Below are 21446 nucleotides of genomic sequence, written 5' to 3'. Positions count from 1 at the left end.
CGTTTCCACCTCCCTAGGCTAGAGCTTTTCTGGGCTGGCGCTGCCCTGAACTCTAAAAATTGGTGCGATCGCGGTTGGCGGCCGTGGCCCGTTCGATCGTGGTGGCCACCGTCACCGATCCCAAATCACCGTCGGCCCGGGTGCGGAGGCTGAGGCTGTTGGTTTCCAGCTCTTTTTCGCCGACCACGGCCATCACGGGAATTTTTTCCTTTTCGGCGTTGCGGACGATTTTGCCCAGCCGATCGCCCGAACCATCCACCGTGGCCCGAATGCCCGCCAGTTGCAGTTGCGTCACCACTTGATCGGCGTAGTCGCGGAAGTTGTCGCCCACGGGCAACAGCCGAATTTGCTCGGGAGCCAGCCAGAAGGGGAAGTCCCCGGCATATTCCTCAATCAGGATGCCCACTAGCCGCTCGATCGAACCGAACGGGGCCCGGTGGATCATCACCGGCCGCTGACGGCTGCCATCGGCGGCGACGTATTCCAGATCAAACCGCTCCGGCAGGTTGTAATCCACCTGCACCGTGCCCAATTGCCATTCCCGCTCTAGGGCATCCTGGAAAATGAAGTCCAGCTTGGGCCCATAGAAGGCCGCTTCACCGGGGGCCTCAAAGGAATCCATGCCCAGGGTTTGCACGGCCGATCGAATCGCGTTTTCGGCCTTATTCCAGGCCTCATCGGAGCCGATGTACTTGTCGGAGTCGGGATCGCGGAAGCTGAGACGCGCTTTGAAATTCTTCAGTTGCAGCGCCCTGAACACCGTCAGGATCAGATCCACCACCTTCAGGAATTCCGCATCCAACTGCTCGGGCGCAACAAACAGGTGGGAGTCATCCACCGTGAAGCCGCGCACCCGTGTTAGACCGCCCAACTCGCCGGACTGCTCGTAGCGATAGACCGTGCCGAATTCCGCCAGGCGCATCGGCAGCTCCCGATACGATCGCAACTGGCTCTTAAAGATTTGGATGTGGAAGGGGCAGTTCATCGGCTTCAGCACAAAGCCCAACTCGGCGGCCGCCTCTTCCGGCGACTCGGCCATCATCGGGAACATGTCTTCCTTGTACTTTTGCCAGTGGCCGGAGGTTTTGAACAAATCCACCCGGGCAATGTGGGGCGTGACCACGGGCAAATAGCCGCGCTTCACCTGTTCGCCTTTGAGGAAGTCCTCGAGGATCGATCGCAGCATCGTGCCCTTGGGAGTCCAGAGGGGCAAGCCGGGGCCCACGGGATCCGCAAAGATAAACAAGCCCAAGTCTTTACCCAGTTTGCGGTGATCGCGCTTCAGGGCTTCTTCCTTGCGGCGTTTATATTCGGTTAGTTGCTCGGGGGTTTCCCAGGCCGTGCCATAGATCCGCTGGAGCTGGGCCTTGGTGGCATCGCCGCGCCAATAGGCTCCGGCCACGGTTTCCAGTTCGATCGCCTTGGGGTTAATTTCTGAGGTGTTTTCCAGGTGGGGCCCGGCGCAGAGATCCCACCACTGATCGCCCAGGTGATAGAGGGTGATCGGTTCGGTTTTGATGTCGTCGAGAATTTCCAGCTTGTAGGGTTCCCCGATCGCCTCAATCCGGCGCTTGGCTTCCTCGCGGGATACCTCTTCGCGAATCACCGGCAGCTTTTTGTTGATGATTTTGATCATCTCTTTTTTGATCGCCTTCAACGCCTCTTCACTGAAGGGTTCGGGGCTATCAAAATCGTAGTAAAAGCCGTTTTCGATCCAGGGGCCGATCGTCACTTGAGCCTTGGGAAACAAGCGCTGCACCGCCATGGCCATCACGTGGGAAGTGGTGTGGCGAATTTTTTTCAGCGTTTCCGATTCGCTAGTTTTCGGCAGGGTGATTTTATCAACCTGGTCGGCGGCGGGCAGGGGACGATCGGGCAATTGCTGAACCATACCAACGAAACTCAACAACAGTAGAAAGCGGCGGTCGATCGCGCATCGTGGCTACTCTAACGCTAATTGACGACATGGCCCGACTTTTGGTTCGCGAACCGCCGCTTGGGGCCTTCTATCTTAGCGAGGCCCGCGATCGGGTAGCGTTTCGGGACAGGACGCTCAGGGGCACAATCAGAGCGAATGGACGAAAATAGGCAGAAATGGGCAGTTTAGGCACGATCGCTGTCGGGCAAGCTATAGGGCACAATCCCGTTACCCTTGCCCGATCGGGCCCGATAAAGGGCCACGTCTGCCCGGTGCAATAACTCAGCCGCCGTGCGGCCATGGTCTGGGAAACTGGCAATCCCGATCGCCACGCCAATTCCTTGGGGCGCAAACTCCAGCAGGGACGCATCCAGCGACGACAACAGTTGACGCAACCGCTCCGCTCGGCGACAGGCTTCCTCAATTTCCGTGTTGGGCAACAACAGCACCAAGTCATATTTGCCGTAGCGCCCCAGGGCTTCCAACTCAGAAATATGGTTGCGCAACCGCATCACCACCCGTTGCAACAGATATCGGCTGGTATCTTGGCCCGAAAGGCGCTCCGCCACAGCCAACCCATCCAGGGCGATCGCCAACAAACTCAAGGGTTGCTGGGCACGAGCCATACTTAACAAGTCGCGCTGCAGCCGCTGCTCCAAATATTGCCGATTAAACAGTTGCGCATCCTCATCTTGAAGCGTCACCAGGTTATGTTTTTGGCGCGATTGCATATCAGACAAGGCCAAGCCCAAGTGCTCCGCCACGGCCGTGGCCATGGGTTGGTATTCGGAAATCAGACGCTGATTGGGCTGGGTGCAAAGGTGTAACAGGCCCAAGGTTTGCCCCCGCCCCACCAAAGGCATACAGAGAGATTCGCCAATGAACCCCTCAAAGGCGTGCTGACAGCGCAGGTTTTGCGGCCCCGATTCCACTCGGTGCGATCGCCCACGCCGCAGGGCCCAGCAATGGCGAAAGGCAAAGGTCGATTGGCTGGAGAAACTATCGCCCCACTGGCTGATCAGGGAAAATACGCCCTTGCTGTCGTCGTATAAAAACACCCCTCCACTACAGCGGGGAAACAAAGCCATCAACACACTGGGCAAGGCGCGGCCCGCCTCAGCGATGCTCAGGCAAGTTTGCAGCAGACCGCTGAGATCGCCCAGCAGTTTCAACTCCTGGTTACGGCGCTCTAGGGTATCAATCCAAGCCTTGAGCTGAACATTGGCTTCGGCCAGGGCCCGCTCGGCCCGTTTGCGATCGCTGATATCACGCGCCACCCAAATCACGCTGCTGTGGGAGGTGGGGGCAATGTTGGCAATAAACCAAGCCTCCTGTTCTCCCAGCCGCAGGGAATATTCCAAAGACAGGGAACGTTGTTGCCGAATGGCTTCCCGCGCAGCGGCCAACCAAGGGCCCGATCGGGTGGAATCCGTCAGAATTTCCACCATCTGATTAATTAGCTCACCCCCATGATTCGACACCTGGGCCAACTGGGTGGGCATCACCCGCACATGGGCCTGCTCCGTTGACAGTTCCAGCACCAGATCCGGCAGGGCTTCCAACATGCCCCGCATTTCGGCATAGGCAGTCATTAACTGCTGCTCGGCCAGGTCACGGTGATCGGCCTGTTGTTGCAGGCGCAAAATCAATTCTTGGGAAACGACCATCAGCGGCAATACCCCGAGGGGCCGCAGTCCTCCATCCACCACGGGCAAAATATCGAGGCCTTGGCGGGTGAACAGATCCAACAGGGTTCGGAGGCCCTCAATGGTGCCAATCCATTGCCCCAAGTCCTTGAGCAAGATTGGTTGGACGGCCTGGGCAATGGTTCCCAGCAACCGCGTGGGCTGAGTGGCCAGGGCCCGCAAGAGATCCCGAGGCAAGACCACGCCCTTAAGCTGATTGCTTTCGAGAACCAGCAAACAACTCGATCGGGCAGCACTATCGGGCAGAGCCATCCAGCGCCGTGCCGCTTCCGCCACCGATCCAGACGCTGAGCCTGTGGCAAAGGTTCGTTGAACAGCCGCTTCAATTTCCATGCATCCTGGCCACCGACAGGCTCAGACAGTAGATTGCGCAAGATATTTGAGCATTGGGGTTGCGGATTTCATTGCGGATCTCCATTAATGTCATCGATCGCCTGATCTCCATGCAGATGGCTCTAGGTCAATCGATTTCATTAATTTGATCGCCTTGATCGCCGTCGATTTGATCACCCTTCGATCACCTTGACCACCCTCGATCGCCCCAATTTTCCCGATCGCCCTCACCCAATCACTGGATTTAATGGATTGGCGCAGTAGCGATCAGTTAACGTGATCGGTCTGATCAGTCTCATCAATGGGTACTGATCAAGAGGACTGTGAATCTCAAGTTGATTGTGATCGATGATGGGTCAATCAGTCGTTGATCTGAGTCCCGATCGATTCCCCCAGTGCATCACGCATGATCGGTCATGAAATCACTCATGCAGTTGATGGCGAGCCATCTTCCCTTGATCGATCACAGGGGATCACCGGAGGTGCAACCAGTTTCATCAAGGGAGATCGCCCCATTACCCCTCGGCTGTGGCTCGATCGGCATTGATTAAACGGATGGATGAAGACAATCGATCTTAGAACCGCAAATCGTAGACCGCAAATCTAGGCCGCAAGCGCCGGCAGCCGATCCCGAACCACAAGCAACCAGCCACAGGGCTGTGCTCATCTAACCTTGCTGTGTTCAGTGCTGTGCTCAATGTTTGGCGGCCAACAACCCCAAGTCAACCCAAACCAACCCAAGCTCAATCGATGATCGGCCCCGAACTTAACTCTAACTTAGGGCCGGAGTCTCGGTTGCATCGGCTCACGGGGTTCACCATTCCCCAGCAGCCACCGGCCGCTCTCCCCAAAAGCCGCCAAACCCAATTGCCAAGCCCAGCGATTCGGCCTAATTGCCAAACCCAATTGCCAAACGACAGCCATTTGCACCCTGTCTGGTAAAATTTGGGAGACTTCTACCGTGTTCGGCTTCTATGGGGTCAACTGGGGATCGAATCGCAATTGACGCAATGGGCGGCGACTATGCCCCCGAAGAAATCGTCGCCGGAGCCGTGCGCGCCAGCGAAGAACTGGGGGTTAAGGTTCTGCTAGTCGGTGATCCCCACAAAATCGAGGCTTGCCTGAAAGAGCACAATGCTGGTTCAAATCTCGAAATTGTGCCCGCCGATGGTGTGGTGGAGATGGACGAAGAGCCATTAACCGCCCTGCGCCGCAAACCCAATTCTTCCATCAATGTGGCCACGAATCTGGTCAAGGAAGGCCGAGCCGATGCTGTGGTTTCGGCGGGGCACTCGGGCGCGTCCATGGCGGCGGCACTGCTACGGTTGGGACGAATTCCGGGCATTGAACGCCCCGCGATCGGGGCCGTGTTGCCAACCCAGGTCAACGGCAAGCAAGTTTTGATCTTGGATGTGGGGGCCAATGTGGACTGTCGCCCCAAATTCCTAGAGCAATTTGCCGTGATGGGTTCCATCTACAGCCAACATGTTTTGGGGGTGGAACGGCCCAACGTGGGCCTGGTCAACATTGGCGAAGAGGAATGTAAGGGCAATGAACTGGCCCTGCGGGCCCATCAGTTGCTGTCGGAAAATCCCGTCATTCACTTTGCGGGCAATGCCGAGGGGCGCGATATCCTCTCAGGGCAGTTCGATGTGGCTGTTTGTGATGGCTTTGTGGGCAATGTGCTGCTGAAGTTCGCGGAAGCGGTGGGCAGCGCGATGCTTCAGGTGGTGAAGGAAGAACTACCCAAGGGCACACGCGGCAAAATTGGGGTCACGGTGTTGAAGCACAACCTGAAGCGCATTAAGCAACGGGTCGATCATGCGGAGCATGGGGGCGGTTTGTTGCTGGGCGTGAACGGGGTTTGCATTATTGGCCATGGCAGCTCGCGGGCCCCCTCAGCCTTTGGGGCCATCCGCCTCGCCAAGGCGGCTGTGGAATCTCGTGTGATTGAGCGAATCCAAGCCCAGTATCAACAAAGCGTGCAGCAGGCTGTTGCTTCGGAGAATTAATGCAAACGCGATCGCCCTTTGGAATCGCCCTCATTGGCAGCGGTTCAGCTTTGCCGGATGGAATTTTAGACAACCTCGCCCTAGAGCAGTTGGTTGAAACCTCCGACGAGTGGATTGCCACGCGGACGGGAATCCGTCAACGGCGTTTGGCGCAACCGCAGGAGTCCCTCACGCCGTTGGCTGCAAAGGCTGCTCAGCGGGCGTTGGCGATGGCGGATCTCCAGGCGGCTGATTTGGATTTGATTCTGCTGGCCACCTCCACGCCCGATGATTTGTTCGGGAGTGCTGGGGCGATCCAAGGGGAGATCGGGGCGAGCCACGCGGTGGCGATGGATTTGACGGCGGCTTGCTCGGGGTTTGCGTTTGGCTTGGTGACGGCGGCTCAGTTTTTGCGATCGGGTGTTTATCGCAATGTGCTGCTGATTGGGGCCGATGTGCTCTCGCGCTGGGTGAACTGGAACGATCGGGGCACTTGCATCCTGTTTGGCGACGGGGCAGGGGCTGTGGTGTTACAGGCGATCGATTTGCAGGAGCAACCCGCCGCTAGCGATGCTCTGCTGGGGTTTGAGCTACGCAGCGATGGCTCCATGAACCATGTCTTGAACCTGGCGGGGGAGACGATCGAGCAGCCCCTCAAAAACGGAACCGTGGTGGGTCAAGGCAATTTTCAGCCGATCACCATGAACGGTCAGGAAGTCTATCGTTTTGCCGTTAAGCGGGTTCCCGAGGCGATCGAGAAGGCCTTGCATCGGGCGGAACGGTCGATCGAGCAAGTAGATTGGCTGCTGTTGCACCAAGCGAATCAACGAATCATCGATGCAGTGGCCGATCGCCTTGGGTTGCCCCACGAAAAAACCATCAGCAACTTAGAGCGCTACGGCAACACATCCGCCGCCTCCATCCCGATCGCCCTTGATGAAGCGGTTCGTGACGGACGGATTCAGCCCGGCCAAACCTTGGCCCTGGCTGGGTTTGGGGCTGGTCTGTCCTGGGGCGCGGTCATTGTCCGTTGGGGCCGCTGACCGCCACAGCCCAACCGACTCACAGCCTTAATCTCACAGCCTTAATCTCCACGAATTGGCAAGCTGATCAGAAATTCTGCACCTTGACCAATCTCGGATCGCACCTCCAAGCTCCCCCCGTGTTTATCCACAACAATTTGGCGGGCGATCGCTAATCCCAACCCCGTTCCCTTGCCCACGGCTTTTGTCGTGAAGGCATGGTCAAAAATATTCGATCGCACCGCTTCGCTCATCCCTTTCCCATTATCCCGAATAGCAATTTGCACCTGTTGATCCACAACTTGGGTACAGATTGTAATTTGTTGCGGATGGGCAACCCAATACTCAAAGGGTGACCCCTGGGCCAACTCATCAAACATATCGATCGCGTTGGCCAGCAAATTCATAAACACCTGGTTCAGTTGCCCCGGAAAGCAATCGATCGGGGGCACATTGCCATAGTCTTGAATCACCTGAATTGCTGGGCGATACTCATTCGCCTTCAGTCGATATTTCAAAATTAGCAGCGTACTATCAATCCCTTCGTGAAGATGAGCCTGAATCTTATATTGGGTGTCCGCCCTCGAGAAAGTCCGCAAGCTATTACTAATTCCCTTGATGCGATCGGTTGCTAACTGCATAGACTTCAAGAGCGTCGGCAAATCTTCACTTAAGAAGTCCAGTTCGATCGCTTCCGCATGGCTTTCAATGGCCGATTCAGGATCAGGGTAATATCGCCGATAAAGCGATAGATGGCTTAGCAAATCTCCAATGGAATCCTGAAGATTTTGGATACTGCCATTTAAAAAGCCGATCGGGTTATTAATTTCATGGGCCACACCAGCTACCAAATTGCCCAACGAGGCCATTTTTTCGCTTTGCACCACCTGTAATTGGGACTGCTCAAGCTGGTGGGCATAGGTTTGGGCTTGCTGATATAGGCGTGAATTTTCCAGAGAAATCGCAGCCTGGGCACAGAGAAAGTTCAAGACCAGTAGGCGATCGTTCGTAAAAACATTGGCCACCGCGCTATTTTCTAAATATAAAATCGCCACCAACTGCGATTGGTTCAAAATTGGCAAGCACAACACGCTTTTAGGGGCAGCCTGAATCAAATATTGATCTGTGATGGGCAGGCTGGTTTGGCCCTGGTCAATCACCACTGTTGTCTCAGTGTTTTTCACGTACTGCACCAACTGCACTGGCAAAACAGGGCAAGTTTCCAAAGATTCTGTGCAGACTTTCACTGATTCTGGCTGGGCGATCGCCCGCACCTGCCAATCACCTTCGCCACCGGCAACCACCAGCGCACAGCGATCGCCACCCGAACATTGCAAAACAATTTGTGTTAGTTGCCGCAACAAATCATCTAACTGAATCGTACCGGCCAAGGTCTGAGAAGCACGAATGACCGCCGCCAAATCCAACATTTCATTCACGTCGGAAGCAGAAGAACTGGGCGTACCACTAACCTGGCCTGAAGAATTGTGAATTGCAGATGTGCGGAGTGCCGGCGGAATTGTAGCCGCTGCCAGCGTTTCTAAGGGATTAAAAACTGGCGCAGGCGCTCGCAAAATTGGACTCAACAACTGTGGATAGCGTCGCTCCAAATCCGCAGTTTTGGCCTTCGCACCCCAACGCGCATAGCCATAGTAAGCCTCTTGCATATAACCGGCGGCCACCTTTTCTTTACCCCATTGGAGGTAGAACTTGGCTGCCAGCTCATTGGCCAGAGCTTCCTCATGGGAAAACCCACTTTTTTTAGCATCAGCGATCGCACAGTCATAGGTCTCGATCGCCTCAGTTTTTTGACCCAACACTCGATTAACCTCAGCCGCCACCAATTGCCAACGATGGGCTTGATTTTCTGGCGCATAAACTGCCCATTGATGAAGGCGATCTTGGGCCCCTTGCACTGATTCCCAAATTTTGGTCTGTTCTGATGATGTTGCCAAGGAGTACTGCTGAAGTTCGATTAACGCTTGGTAAAACACCCAAGTAGACATCAAAAAGAAGCCAATTCCTGCATCCTGATACTCTTGAACCATTGGAATTAACGCTATAGCTGCTTCATGTTCTTCAAATAGGTAGTAAAGAAAGATTTGATGCAAATAGCCACTGAACAGAGAGGCTCGATCATTCCCCACCTTGAGGGAGGGAGCCAATTGCTCCAGATCAAAAACATCGCCCTGCAAACGATAGGGAACAGTCGATCTACCCAGGAGATTCAGCACCGCTTGTAGATAAGACTGATGGGCACGCAAGGCTGCTTGCTGCTTCACTTGCTCAATCACAACTTCATGGCTCAGCAGTTCTTCCGCTAAGCCCAGCAGCTCTCGCCCACTCCAGTATTGATGATTAGCATAGGTAAATAAATTCAGCGCTACACATTCCCAATCGCCACTTTCCAAGCCACTGCGGCAGCCTTCCAACAAAGCTGGAGTTACCTCTTGTAGCGGCTCGCACCAGTGACGAGCAAAGGTATTCACAACCAGATAAACTCGGCTTTTAAACGCATTAGCTTGCAATTTTTCCAGAAGTGCCAGCGAAAGCTGCGCAAATTGATATCCTGCCGGAATATCATTCATGATTCCGCAAAGAACCATTCCGTAATCTGCATAGGAAACCACAGAAACCGCACAGTTTCCGTGATGAATTGAAAGGCTGATTTGTTTAAAAATCAGGAGTGGCAATAGAACCGGAGCTGCCATACATGCAGAGTGCGACAAGTTTGTCAAAATCTGCATAGCGGCTAAGAGTTTTGGATCTTCCATTGGTGGCAAATCCAGCAAACTCAACGGATCTTGCGCTTCCCAGGCCTGGCGCGATCGCTCATAAGCTGCATTAATTTCTGCGGGTGTTGGCTGCAAGGGGAATTCAATTCCCAGTTGTTGCAAAACCTGTAACCCTAAATCAATCACTTGCGCAAATTCACTCTGTGCCTGCAAAACCAGCATTCGGGTTTCATAGACTTTAATTTGATCCAACACCGAAGTGCTGTGCTGCAAAATCACTTCGCCCCAAGTTTTTAGCTGTTCAAACTCCGTGTTGAAGTAGGCCGCTTCTAGGCGTTGTTGGTGTAGCTCAAGAGTCAGATCATACTCTTGCTGCCAAGCATCATTCGGTAACAAATCAATGCCCTGATTCAAATAATCCAAGGCGGCCCCATAGGCTGCCGAAGCAATTGCTTTGCGACCTGCTTGTAAATTCAAACCGACCAACTCACGCCGCTCAAAATCATCAGTAATTAAATGACGACCCAAATTGAGGTGATTAACGATTTCAAAAATTCGATCCTCTTGATCACTGTGGGTAAAGTGCTGAACCAACAGCCGACCAATTCGGTAATGGAGGGCAGGTCGCTCCGTCTCCGCAATTAATGAATAGGCCGCTTGCTGAATGCGATCGTGTAGAAATCGATAGGTTGGGTTCAAGTCATAGGGGCGATCGCTCTGGGCAGTCGCTGCCGCTTGAAAGAGCTTATAAGCCTGATTCACGGGCACAATCATCCCTTCCTGAAGCGATCGCCACAGTGCGGCGGCCGCTTCCATCAAAGACTGCTCTGCAATCACTGCCAATGTTTCTAGATCAAACTGATTACCAATACAAGCCGCCAACTGCAAGCCTTGCTGAGTTGCAGGGGGTAGTTTTTGCAGTTGCGCCGCCATAAACTCCACCACATCATCAGCCAAAGCGAGGACATTAATTTGTGCTAGGTCACATTCCCAATAACAGTGGTTGGCATTAAAGGTGATGTAACCCTCTTCATGCAGTGTCTTCAAGAATTGTGTTGTAAAAAAGGGATTTCCCTGTGTTTTTTGATGGATCAGTTTTGTCAGTGGCAGTGCCAAATCAGGCAAACAATGAAAGGTGTCAGCAATTAAATGGTTTAAATTTTGAATAGTCAGCGGTTGGAGCGTAATTGTATTAACTGTTGCTTGAGATTTTTGTAACTCTTGCAGAGTCAAGATTAATGGATGAGCCACTGAAACTTCATTGTCTCGATAGGCTCCCAGTATCAATAAATATCCTTGATCTTCCATCAAGACTTTTAGCACTTGCAAGGAGGCTGGATCTGCCCATTGCAAGTCATCGAGAAAAATCACGAGTGGATGTTCAGTGGTCGTAAAAACCTGGATAAATTTTTGAAATAGCAACTTGAAGCGATTTTGAGCAGCCGTTCCCGACAACTCTGGTGCAGGTGGCTGTGAGCCAATGATGCGTTCTAGTCCTGGAATCACTTCCAGCAAAACCTGCGCTTGGTTACCCAATGCTTCCAGAATTCTTGATTTCCAAGCTTGCAATTTTTGGTCAGATTCCGAGAGCAACTGCCCGATCAGACTTTGAAACGCTTGGACAAAGGCTGACAGGGGAATATTGCGATTGAATTGATCAAATTTCCCTTTAATAAAGTATCCCTTTTGGCGCGTAATGGGTTTGTGAATTTCATTGATGACGGCTGTTTTGCCAATTCCAGAAAACCCTGCAACCAGCATCAACTCAGTTTTTCCTGATTGAACTCGCTCAAACGCATCGAGCAGAGTTTTCACTTCTGATTCGCGACCATAGAGCTTTTCAGGAATTAAGAAGTGATCACTGAGATCCCTAGTACCCAACTCAAAATCTGAAATCGCCTCTTGCGCTTGTAATTGATCTAGGCAAATTTGCAAATCGTGGCCCAGTCCGCGAGCACTTTGGTAGCGATCTTCAGCATTTTTAGCCATCAGTTTCAGCACAATCGCAGAAACCACGGGCGGAATTTCTGAATTCAGAGCTGAAGGGGCGATCGGCTGTCTTGCCAAGTGGCAATGCACCAACTCCATGGGATCAGTAGTGGGGAATGGAAGTTGGCCGGTCAGCAGCTCATACAAACTCACACCCAAAGCATAAAAATCGCTGCGGTAGTCAATCCCGCGATTCATCCGCCCCGTTTGTTCAGGAGCCAAATAAGCCAACGTGCCTTCCAAGCTAGTGGGACTCTGAAGGTATTGGGCTTCCCGGGGCAACAGGGAAGCAATACTAAAGTCAGTTAATTTAATTTTTCCCGAGGCGGGATGAATCAAAATATTGGCCGGCTTAATATCTTTGTGAATGACTTTTTGTTGATGCAAGTAATCCAAAATCACGGACAATTGCAGAGCGATAGACAGAACTTCATGCAAAGATAATGGCTGATTTTGAGCATATTCACGAAGAGAAATTCCTCCGAAGTCTTCCATGATTAATGCATAACTATTTTCATAGGCGGCCAGAGCATAGGAGCGGACGAGTCCTGGCATGTCCAAGGCTTGGGAAATCGTGTATTGATTTCGGAACTGCAATAATTCCTCAAAACTGGGATAAGTTGATCGCAGAATTTTAATCACAACAGGCTGTTGTGACGGTAACTGCATTCCGCGATAAACAGCAGTTCGAGAACCTTGGTAAATTTCTTCAATGAATTGATAACCCGATAGTTGACAATTTACCAGCATTAGAGTAGACCCAGAAAAAGACGCAGAAATAGACAAGGAAGCACTTTGAGATTTTTTCAACTATTTTTAAAATTTCAGTATATTAGTCATACATTTTGGTCTAATAAGATACAGAGACTTCTATAGCAAAATAGTTTTTCGCGTATTTTACTATTTTATAATCTTAAGGGACGCAATAGTTTTGGTGCGGCGATCTCCGTCAAAATTGGTGACCGTCCTAGATCTGGTCAGTCAGGCAGCTATGCTTTGATGCTCCATGATGATACCCAGGGTTATCCCAGCTCAAAACTGGTAATGCCAAATATCTGACCCAAAGGCAGCTCCGGCGAGCACCCTCGGTACATTCGGGCAGTTTCAAAAGCTGGTTTCATTTTGTATTTCTGGGCCAGTTCGATCGCCTGCGGATTAGGTTCAGGTACATCTAAATAGAAGGTTGATCCTAATGGAAGGGTGGCCATCAAGGCTTGGATAAGTGCATCAGCCAGATCAGGGGTTTCAGCATTGAGTGGGCCGATTTTGTAGCCGGTGTGGCACGCACGAATTACGCCATAGGCACAGAGCCGATCGCCCTGCAAAATTCCCATAGACTGAGCGTCAGGCTGATCAATCCAAGCCCGTAAAAATTGCTCGCGTTGCTCAGGAAAAAAGCGACGATCGCACTGTTTCAGTTGCTCAAAGGGGATGGCGGATAGCGGCACAAGGTCGGGGTGGAGTTGGTCAGCGCGATCGCTGATGCCCGCAAAGCGAATATTGCGATGGGCAAAGGTAAATCCTGATTTTTGATAATTCTCTTGTTGGGCAACCACGCCATCTAAGCCGATTGTTCGGCCTTCAAGGATCTCGATGGCACGCTGCCAAATTTGGATGCCATAGCCTTGATGCCGAGCGTCTGGGTGGACGATGTAAAACCCGATGAAGCCAAAGGAATGGCCGTATTTGACAGCGGAAATGGTGGCAATTGGTTGGCGATCCAGCTTGCCCACCAAAAATCCCTGGGGATCTGCTGCATAGAAACAGTCCGCGTCCTGTAGCCCAGGATTCCAACCCTCTGCCCTCGCCCAATCGATCGCGATTGATAGTTCCTCGCGAGCCATGACAGCAATTTGGTAGTCCTGGGATGGAAACGACATGGGGTAATTCCTCAAGAACGGCCAAGCAAGCGGACACTGCCCTCCGTTCTAGCAAGCGACGTTACCCGATCGCCTCAAAACGGCCAGCTAACTGACTGGGATCGGTGTTGTTGACAAATCCCAACACAACGCCTGCACCACGAATAAATGTCCCTGGCGTGTTGCGCAAATTGCCCACTTCCAAGGCGATCGCACTGGCCGTTAAGCCTCCCGCGAGGCCAATCACATCTTCCGCGCTGAAGTCGGTGATGATGTCGGCCAGGGCGGGGTTACTGTCGGCGGTGGTGGGATTGAGAATGAATCGATCGACCCCAGCTCCACCCGTCAGCAAATCCACTCCCCGATCGCCACTCAGCCAATCATTCCCATCGCCGCCAATCAGCGTGTCATCGCCTTGACCACCGAAGAGGCTGTCGTTGCCCGCTTCCCCAAACAACAGGTCATTGCCCAGGTTGCCATACAGATCATCATCCCCATCACCGCCTTCAAGGCGATCGTCATCGCGACCACCGGAGAGAAAATCATTCCCACCACGACCGGAAAGGGTGTCGTTGCCTTGGTTTCCGGACAGGGTGTCGGGGCGATTGGTGCCGATCAACAGATCGCTGCTGGAAAGAGTCCGCGCGATCGTGCTGTCAATCCAACTGGCAAAGGCCGAAAGCCGGGTCGCCGCAAAAATTTCGCCGTAGCTGGTGTCGTTTGCGCCGGTCACGTCGGCTCCTGTGGCCCGGGGCACAGCACCATAGGACACCACCCCGGCCACGCGGTTGCCAAGAAACAAAGGCCCCCCGGAGTCGCCACTGCTGGATCCCACTTCAGTGCTGCCAGTGCCCCGATCGCGCAGGCCAAAATCACGCCCTAGGCCATCATTGCGATCGGTTCCATTGTCAAAGTCATAGATCAATTGGGTTCCAGGCAACACGGCCACATTTGACTGGCGGTTTAAAACATCCCCTAGCCCATCAATGCGGTTGGTTCCTAACCGGCGAATGGCGGGAAAATCACCCACTAGTTCCCCAACACTGCCCGTGCCCGGCTGACCATAGCCCACCAGGGTCGCCACCTGCCCCACTTCATCGCCGTTGCGGTAAATATCGTAGCGATCGGCCCCATCGGGAGCCGAAGAAGCAAGCCACAGAATCGCCACATCATTGTTGGAATCTGGATCGGAACTGTCCCAGTTGGGGTGGACAAAAATTTGCTGCACCCGCACTGACTGTCGCCCCTCGGGCACATCGAAATACACCTGATAGCTGTTGTCGCTCACCAGGCGATCGGCCACACAGTGAGCCGCCGTCACCACATGCTGGCCCGACAACAGCAGCGAACCGGTGCAGTCCACTTGGCCACCCGTGCCATAGCCCACGACCCCATCAAATCCCTGACCCGTGGAGGACAAAAACCGCACATCGTTCGCCTCATTGGAAGCAACGGCAATGCGCGAACGGCGATCGAGCGATTCAAGGGTCATAACTATCCGTTAACCGAATTCATCAACAGGCCACTGCGGGATTCGACTCCGATCGGCTCGATCGGGTTTCCCAAACCAGCAATCTGCCCCCGCTGGCTGCAAAATTCTCCAGCGCTTGACTAATCGCCTGATGGTTTCGCTGGGTTGATTCGATTCGGTGAACTCGGTTAAGGCAGTGAATTGGGCTGTTGAATCATCAACGGGCGGCTTAACTCTCTTCGCTGGCCAAGTTTGGGCGATCGGGGGTTGCCGCTGAAGCGATGGTCGGTGGTTGATAGAACCCCGCCACCAGGGCCAACATTAACCAGAAAAGCGTGCTGACCTGGGGGCGATACCAAACCGTATCCACCAAACCATGGGCCAACATACCGGCCATGGTGGCCAAGGCCGCCAGCAACCAGTAGCCCTGACTGGCTTGCAGTTGTCGCAGTCGATTGAGGGCCCTTCCCCCTTGATAAGCCGTCATGCCCAACAGCCAAACAAAGCAGGTGAAACCAATCACACCCGTTTCCACCAACACTTCCAAAACCACGGAATAGGCACTGAGGGCACTGAACTTCGGCTTTTGGTAACGCGGATAGACGCGGTTGAAGGCCACATTACCGGGGCCAATACCTAACCAAGGGCGGTCTTGGATCATCTGCAAAACTGCTTGCCAAACGTTAATGCGGAAGTTGTTGCTGCTGTCGCCCCGGCCCGCAAAGATGCTGAAGACCCGATCGCGCAGGGGTTCCAAAGCCGCCACCGCCAACACCATCAGAGTTGTGCCACCGCCCAGCAGGGCCGGCATCGCCCACCGTCGCCAAAAGGGAGTGAACCGCACAGACCACCAATAGAGCAGCAAAATTCCCAGCACCGCCAACTCCACCACCAGCCCAATCCAACCGCCTCGGCTGAAGGTGAGCACCAGACAGGTTCCATTCAGCCCCAACAGCACCACGCCTAAGATTTTTTGGATCCAGCCTTTCCAGGCCAAGATCGCTGCCACACTCAGGGGAACCGAGGCTTCTAGGTAACCGGCTAGCAGATTGGGATTGCCCAAATAGCTGTAGACCCGGGTTGTTTTGCTGAGGGGTGATTCTGGATCAACCCAGGTGGCCAGGGCATCGGCTCCAAAGATCCATTGCCGCAGGCCATAGACACTGGTGGCTAAGGCAGCCAGCAGGTAGACAGTGGTGATGATGGCGCGGCCCCGTTCCAGCCGGGTGACCCGTGCCAGAACGCAGAAGAAGACCAGGTACAAAATCAACTTAGTCCAGCCCACGAAAGCGGCAGCCTGGACGGGCGAAAAGGCCACGGCCACGGTGGCGATCGCCCCATAAAGCAACACCAACAGGTGAATGGGGGTGAACAAGCCGGGCTGATCGCCAGCTTCCGCAGCGGCAACGGGGCGATCGGTCACCGTTAGCAACACCCAAAAAGCGCCGGCCGCCAACAGCAACAGCCCCAGCAAATCCGTTTCGGCAAAGGGAGCCAAGCCAAAAACCGTGGCCGCCAACAGGGCCAGCAGGGTTTCGCCCCAATGCAGCAGCCAGCTACTTTGTCGCCAAGCGCTGAGAGCCCCAATCCAACGACCCAGCCAGCTTGTTTGTCGCCACTGGGTTAAGGCGACTCCAGAGAGGGTGAGGGTTTGCCCGATCGTGTCCCAATGGGTCATGCGAGGAGGTGGCGGCGATGCCTGTGTGGAAAACAGCACATTTAGCCTAGGTCGATCGGGGCCCAATGGCTAGCGATCGCGCCGTTGGCGGTTTTCCCGAATTGGCTCAACGATTCGCGCAACCCTTTGCGTGACCACCAGCACCACTACCAGCATCACTCCCTTGGCTAACCCCTAAGACCAAGCCGGATGGCGCATCAGGGCATTCATCACCCGCACGCCCCGCAGTTGATTGGTGGTGGGCAAATGGCCTCGGGGCGCTGCCAAACTCCAGGTAAATTCACCGGGCCAGCGTGTCCAGTGGTTACCCTGTTTCCAGTTAATTTTGGGCCAGAATTTTTCCCAATCTTGCCCCACACCCAACCAAATTTCGCGCTGAATCGAAAAGCCAAATTTCCCTTCGGAATAGGTGCGCCACAGGCCATCAATCACTTGCAGATCGAGGGCGGGGAAGCGATCGACCTCGGTAAAGTACAGCCATTTGCGTTTGACGGCTTCGGGGCCCGCCAGCTCGCACAATTTTTGGATGGTGATTCGATCAGCCTGATCAAAATCTTCCTCAAGCAACGCCGTTTGAATGGGTTGGTAGTCCACGGTGCATTCCCCGGGCAACTCCACCACCCCATCGGGATAGTAGCCTTCAAGGAAGTTGCGAGCCTGGGGCAAGTCGGCCCGGTTCAATAGTTGGCAGATGCGACCCAGCAGCGGATCGATCGTGTCAATGGCCAAGGGCTGGGGCGATCGATCTTTGGCAAAGTCGATCAGCAAGGCCACGCCATCATCCAGGGCCGCTAACGCCGGAAGGGCGGCCAATTGCTTTTTCAGGTTGCCGCTGTTGAGCGCGGTGGCCAGGGAGTCGAGGGCGGTAGACGGATCAATGACGGCGGACGCAGGGGAATCGCTCATGCCAACCTAGGAAGAACCAGCGTTTTCAAGAAATGGTTGTTAAAGGAAAATTGGCCGGAAATGGCGCATTAGGGACTACGGCGCAAACCCCAAAACCACGAACGGATTGATCGGTTTGCCCAGGCTTCGAGATTGCAAATCATGATTACCAATCGTTGAGCGCTGCTCAGGGATTGGCTTGATCTTGCTGCTTAAGCTTCGGGAGCTTTCGGGAGCTTCGGGATCTATGGTACTGGGTTTCGCGGCCCTTGCCCGATCGCCCCGGTATTCCTCAGCAGCGCCTCTATGGGCCCCTGCATGGGGCTGGTTCAGGCCACAAGCGATCGGGCTTCTAAAGATAGCCATGCTCCGCTAAAAAGTCGGGGGTGATGGCATAGCTCTCCCCCGCGCCGCCGTTCAGGGGGCCCGCTCCCGATCGCAGGAGTTTTTCAACATATTTCCCCAACACGTCCCCTTCCAGGTTAACGGCGGCCCCGGGCTGCAAGTCCTGCAAGGTGGTGTGGGCGTAGGTGTGGGGAATGGCGGCCACCTTGAACCAACGGCCATCGTCCGAACAATCGGCAATCGTCAGGCTGATGCCATCGATCGCGATGCTGCCCTTTTGAACGATGTAGCGTGCGACCCGATCGCTCGCCTGAAAACTCAGTTCCCAGGAGGTGGCCGTGGCGATCGCCGATTCAAACCAGCCGGGCCCGTCCACATGCCCCGTCACGAAGTGGCCGCCAATTTTGCTGCCCACCCGCAACGAAGGTTCCAAGTTCACGCGCTGCACTTGCCCCAGGGTGGTGCGATCGATGGTTTCCGGGGACACAGCCGCCACAAACCCATCGGGCAACAGGGTTTCCACCGTCAAGCACACCCCATTCACCGCCACGCTATCACCCAGTTCCAAACCGGGGACAATCGCCCCGATCGCCTCGGGTTCGCAGGTAATCACCACCCGATCGTTCCCCAGTCGTTCCAGGGTTCCCAGTCCTTGCACCAATCCTGTAAACACCGCTGAGTCCTAATGCCTGATGCCGTTAAAAGCCACTGTTCAAAACTACCGATCAGAACCACTGACCAAAGCTGCGAAGCGCCAGGGCTGGTTGTCAAAACGCTAGTGGCGAAATCCGAGTTCAGAATCGCAGCCGCTAAAATCGCAACCGCTGGCGATGGTTGGCCACCGACAGCACCAGCCCGATCGCCACAAAATTGGTGAGCATTGCCGATCGCCCATAGCTCAACCAGGGCAAGGGAATCCCCGTAATGGGAGCCAGGCCGATCGTCATCCCAATGTTGACCGTAATTTGGAAAATCAACATTCCCAGCACGCCAATCGCGATCGCCGAACCAAAGTTATCTTTCGCGGATTGGGCGATCGACACCAACCGCAAGCAAATAATCCAAAACAGGGCCAGCACCACGATCGAGCCAATAAAACCCAGCTCTTCGCCCACCGCCGCAAAGATGAAGTCTGTGTCCTGCTCGGGAATGAAGTTCAACTGGGTTTGGGTTCCTTTGAACAACCCCTGGCCCCAAAGCTCCCCCGCCCCGATCGCGATCCGCGACTGGATCAAGTGATAGCCCCCACCCATCGGATCCTGATCTGGGTTGAGAAACATGGTGATCCGGGCCTTTTGGTATGGCTTCAAAAAGTCCCAAAAGATTTTGCCCAACCCCCCGGAAGTCAGGTTCACCACGATCGCTCCCAAGCTGCCATAGATGCGCCAGGGCAGACTTTTCCAAGCCGCAAAACCCATCAGGGCCACCCAAGCCAACCAAGCGGGCAAGTAAACGTTAAACAACACGGCGGAAATGACCGGCGACACCAGCAGCGCCAGCCAACCGGGATTGGCATTGCCCCAATACAACATGCTCATGCAAATCGACCCCAGCACCAACGTTGATCCCAAGCTGGGCTGCAAGAACACCAGGGCGGCGGGCACGGCCGTCACCGCTAGCACCTGAAACAAGCGCGGCAGGGTGGAAATGCTTTCTTGGTTGATGGCGCTGGCCAGGGTGATGATTAGCCCCACCTTGGCAAACTCCGAAGGCTGAATATTAAAGTTCCCGATCGTCAGCCAACGTTCTGCCCCCAAGGCCGTTGTCCCAAACAGCATCACCGCAATCAACAGCAGGTTAATGCCGCCATAGATCCACCAGCGCCAACGCTCCACTTCCTCATAGCGCGATCGAGCCAGCCAGAGGGCAATGATTAAACCAATGGCTCCCATCACCAGGTGTTGAATCCAGTTCGTGCCCCCGGAGCTGAGTTCGACGCTGCGGATGCTGATGCCACCAATGACGGTCATCACCGTGACCGCCAGCAGCAACACCCAGTCAATATCAGCCCAGGGTTGAATCAGCGATTTGAGATTCCAGCGACTGGAGCGCAACATGGAAGAAGCCATTGAGTGCAAGCAAAGGGCGAGGATTGGATCAAACAGTAGCGGAGCGATGGCCCGATGGTTCACCGCCAGTCGCCGGTAACGCCCAAACTAGTTCAGGCAAACTAGCTCAGGGCCATTACCGAAACCCGTGCCGCCACGGCCTGGGCGATCGCCTTCAGGGCCTGGGCTGAGGCCGAATCCGGAGCCGACACCACAATAGGTACACCCCGATCGCCCCCTTCCCGCACAGGCATTTCCAAGGGCACACAGCCCAGCAGCGGCACTGCTAATTCTTCCGCTGTCTTTTTGCCTCCACCCGAACCAAATAGGTCGTATTGGCGATCGGGCAGATCCGGCGGAATGAAGTAGCTCATATTTTCCACGATCCCCAACACCGGCACACTGAGCTGCTGAAACATCTTCAGCCCGCGCCGCGCATCAATCAGCGACACCGTTTGGGGCGTGGTCACAATCACCGCCCCCGCCATGGGCACGGCTTGGGCCATGGTCAACTGGGCATCCCCCGTTCCAGGCGGCATATCCACAATTAAGTAGTCCAACTCGCCCCAGTCCACTTGGTACAGGAATTGGCGAATGATGCCGTTCAGCATCGGCCCCCGCCAAATTACCGGTTGATCGGGGTCAATCAAGAAGCCCATGGACACCATCTTCACGCCGTGGTTTTCCGCCGGTTCCAAGATGTCTTGTCCTTGCCCCTGCCCTGGCCGCACCATCACTTCCGCCTGGGTTAAACCCAGCATGGTTGGCACGTTGGGCCCATAAATATCAGCATCAATTAGCCCAACTTTGGCCCCCGACTGGGCCAGGGAAACGGCAATATTCACGGCTACGGTGCTTTTGCCCACGCCGCCCTTGCCGCTGGACACGGCCAGGATATTTTTCACGCCGGAAATCCCCGCGCGATCGGGCAAGGATTTTTGTTGCGGCGTTTCAGCCGTCACTTCCACATCCACCGACTCCACGCCGGGCAGGGTTTTCACCGCCCGCTTGCAGTCATCCACAATAAATTCCCGCAAGGGGCAAGCGGGGGTTGTCAGCACCAGGGTGAACCGCACAGCGCCGCCATCGATGCTGACGTTGCGGATCATGTTCAACTCAACGAGGCTTTTGCGCAGTTCCGGATCTTCCACGGGGCGCAAAATCTCAAGCACGGCTTCGGGACTGAGGGCGGTAGCAGTCATGGGTGAGTGGGAATTCGTTGGCGTAGCTGAGTCGAAAGCTGAGTCTTAATCGGAAGCTGAGGCTAAAAGAGATCCCGAACAGATCCCTCAGAGATCCCGAATTCACTGAAGTTTCCAAAGCTCGGACTACGGGGGCCGATGGTTCGGCCATGGCAGCGAGTCGGGGGGATTCAGGAACTTTTGGGTGATTCTAAGGATTTGTACTCAGAGTTTGTATGTTTTGAAATCTTACCGTTTGCCGGTGGGCTGCTACCGATCGAGCAG

12 protein-coding genes are annotated in these 21446 nt (G+C 54.5%); 2 read left to right on the top strand and 10 right to left on the bottom strand.

Features of this window, described 5'->3' with window-relative positions; genetic code table 11:
• Positions 1-52 precede the first annotated feature (52 nt).
• The gene (thrS, locus tag ACZA91_RS09850) at positions 53-1891 is read right to left on the bottom strand and encodes a threonine--tRNA ligase (RefSeq protein ID WP_190526762.1); all 1839 of its coding nucleotides are present in this window, start codon (positions 1889-1891) and stop codon (positions 53-55) included.
• A 212-nt stretch (positions 1892-2103) separates the two neighbouring features.
• Positions 2104-3957 (bottom strand): diguanylate cyclase domain-containing protein, encoded by a 1854-nt coding sequence (locus ACZA91_RS09845; RefSeq protein WP_099534577.1) that lies wholly within the window; start codon positions 3955-3957, stop codon positions 2104-2106.
• A gap of 974 nt (positions 3958-4931) precedes the next feature.
• Here ACZA91_RS09845 and plsX point away from each other — a divergent pair.
• Together plsX and ACZA91_RS09835 are read left to right on the top strand one after the other, a co-directional pair.
• On the top strand, positions 4932-5969 hold the full coding sequence (gene plsX, locus ACZA91_RS09840; protein ID WP_190355572.1) for a phosphate acyltransferase PlsX: 1038 nt from the start codon (positions 4932-4934) through the stop codon (positions 5967-5969).
• Complete coding sequence (locus tag ACZA91_RS09835; protein WP_463182156.1) at positions 5969-6991, top strand: beta-ketoacyl-ACP synthase III; 1023 nt, start codon at positions 5969-5971, stop codon at positions 6989-6991. The genes plsX and ACZA91_RS09835 overlap by 1 nt, the downstream gene beginning before the upstream one ends.
• 41 nt (positions 6992-7032) lie before the next feature.
• Here the strand turns inward: ACZA91_RS09835 and ACZA91_RS09830 are convergent, their stop codons facing one another.
• From ACZA91_RS09830 to ACZA91_RS09795, 8 genes are all read right to left on the bottom strand, one after another.
• Positions 7033-12444 (bottom strand): trifunctional serine/threonine-protein kinase/ATP-binding protein/sensor histidine kinase, encoded by a 5412-nt coding sequence (locus ACZA91_RS09830; protein WP_463182153.1) that lies wholly within the window; start codon positions 12442-12444, stop codon positions 7033-7035.
• A gap of 272 nt (positions 12445-12716) precedes the next feature.
• On the bottom strand, positions 12717-13574 hold the full coding sequence (locus ACZA91_RS09825) for a GNAT family N-acetyltransferase (protein WP_463182151.1): 858 nt from the start codon (positions 13572-13574) through the stop codon (positions 12717-12719).
• Positions 13575-13635: 61 nt separating this feature from the next.
• The gene (locus ACZA91_RS09820; RefSeq protein ID WP_463182149.1) at positions 13636-15045 is read right to left on the bottom strand and encodes a trypsin-like serine protease; all 1410 of its coding nucleotides are present in this window, start codon (positions 15043-15045) and stop codon (positions 13636-13638) included.
• 208 nt (positions 15046-15253) lie between these two features.
• Positions 15254-16702: an IctB family putative bicarbonate transporter gene (locus ACZA91_RS09815; protein ID WP_190355609.1), complete on the bottom strand. Its 1449-nt coding sequence runs from the start codon at positions 16700-16702 to the stop codon at positions 15254-15256.
• 174 nt (positions 16703-16876) lie between these two features.
• Complete coding sequence (locus ACZA91_RS09810) at positions 16877-17608, bottom strand: GUN4 N-terminal ARM-like repeat domain-containing protein (RefSeq protein WP_463182147.1); 732 nt, start codon at positions 17606-17608, stop codon at positions 16877-16879.
• A 331-nt stretch (positions 17609-17939) separates the two neighbouring features.
• A complete protein-coding gene (locus ACZA91_RS09805; protein WP_190534367.1) occupies positions 17940-18605 on the bottom strand; it encodes a riboflavin synthase in 666 nt (221 codons plus the stop codon).
• Positions 18606-18741: 136 nt separating this feature from the next.
• On the bottom strand, positions 18742-20001 hold the full coding sequence (rodA, locus tag ACZA91_RS09800; RefSeq protein ID WP_242026199.1) for a rod shape-determining protein RodA: 1260 nt from the start codon (positions 19999-20001) through the stop codon (positions 18742-18744).
• Positions 20002-20102: 101 nt separating this feature from the next.
• On the bottom strand, positions 20103-21182 hold the full coding sequence (locus ACZA91_RS09795; protein WP_099531576.1) for an Mrp/NBP35 family ATP-binding protein: 1080 nt from the start codon (positions 21180-21182) through the stop codon (positions 20103-20105).
• Positions 21183-21446: the final 264 nt, after the last annotated feature.

It is taken from the genome of Limnothrix sp. CMB-01 (assembly GCF_055193175.1).
This window is presented reverse-complemented; position numbering and strand designations above follow the sequence as displayed.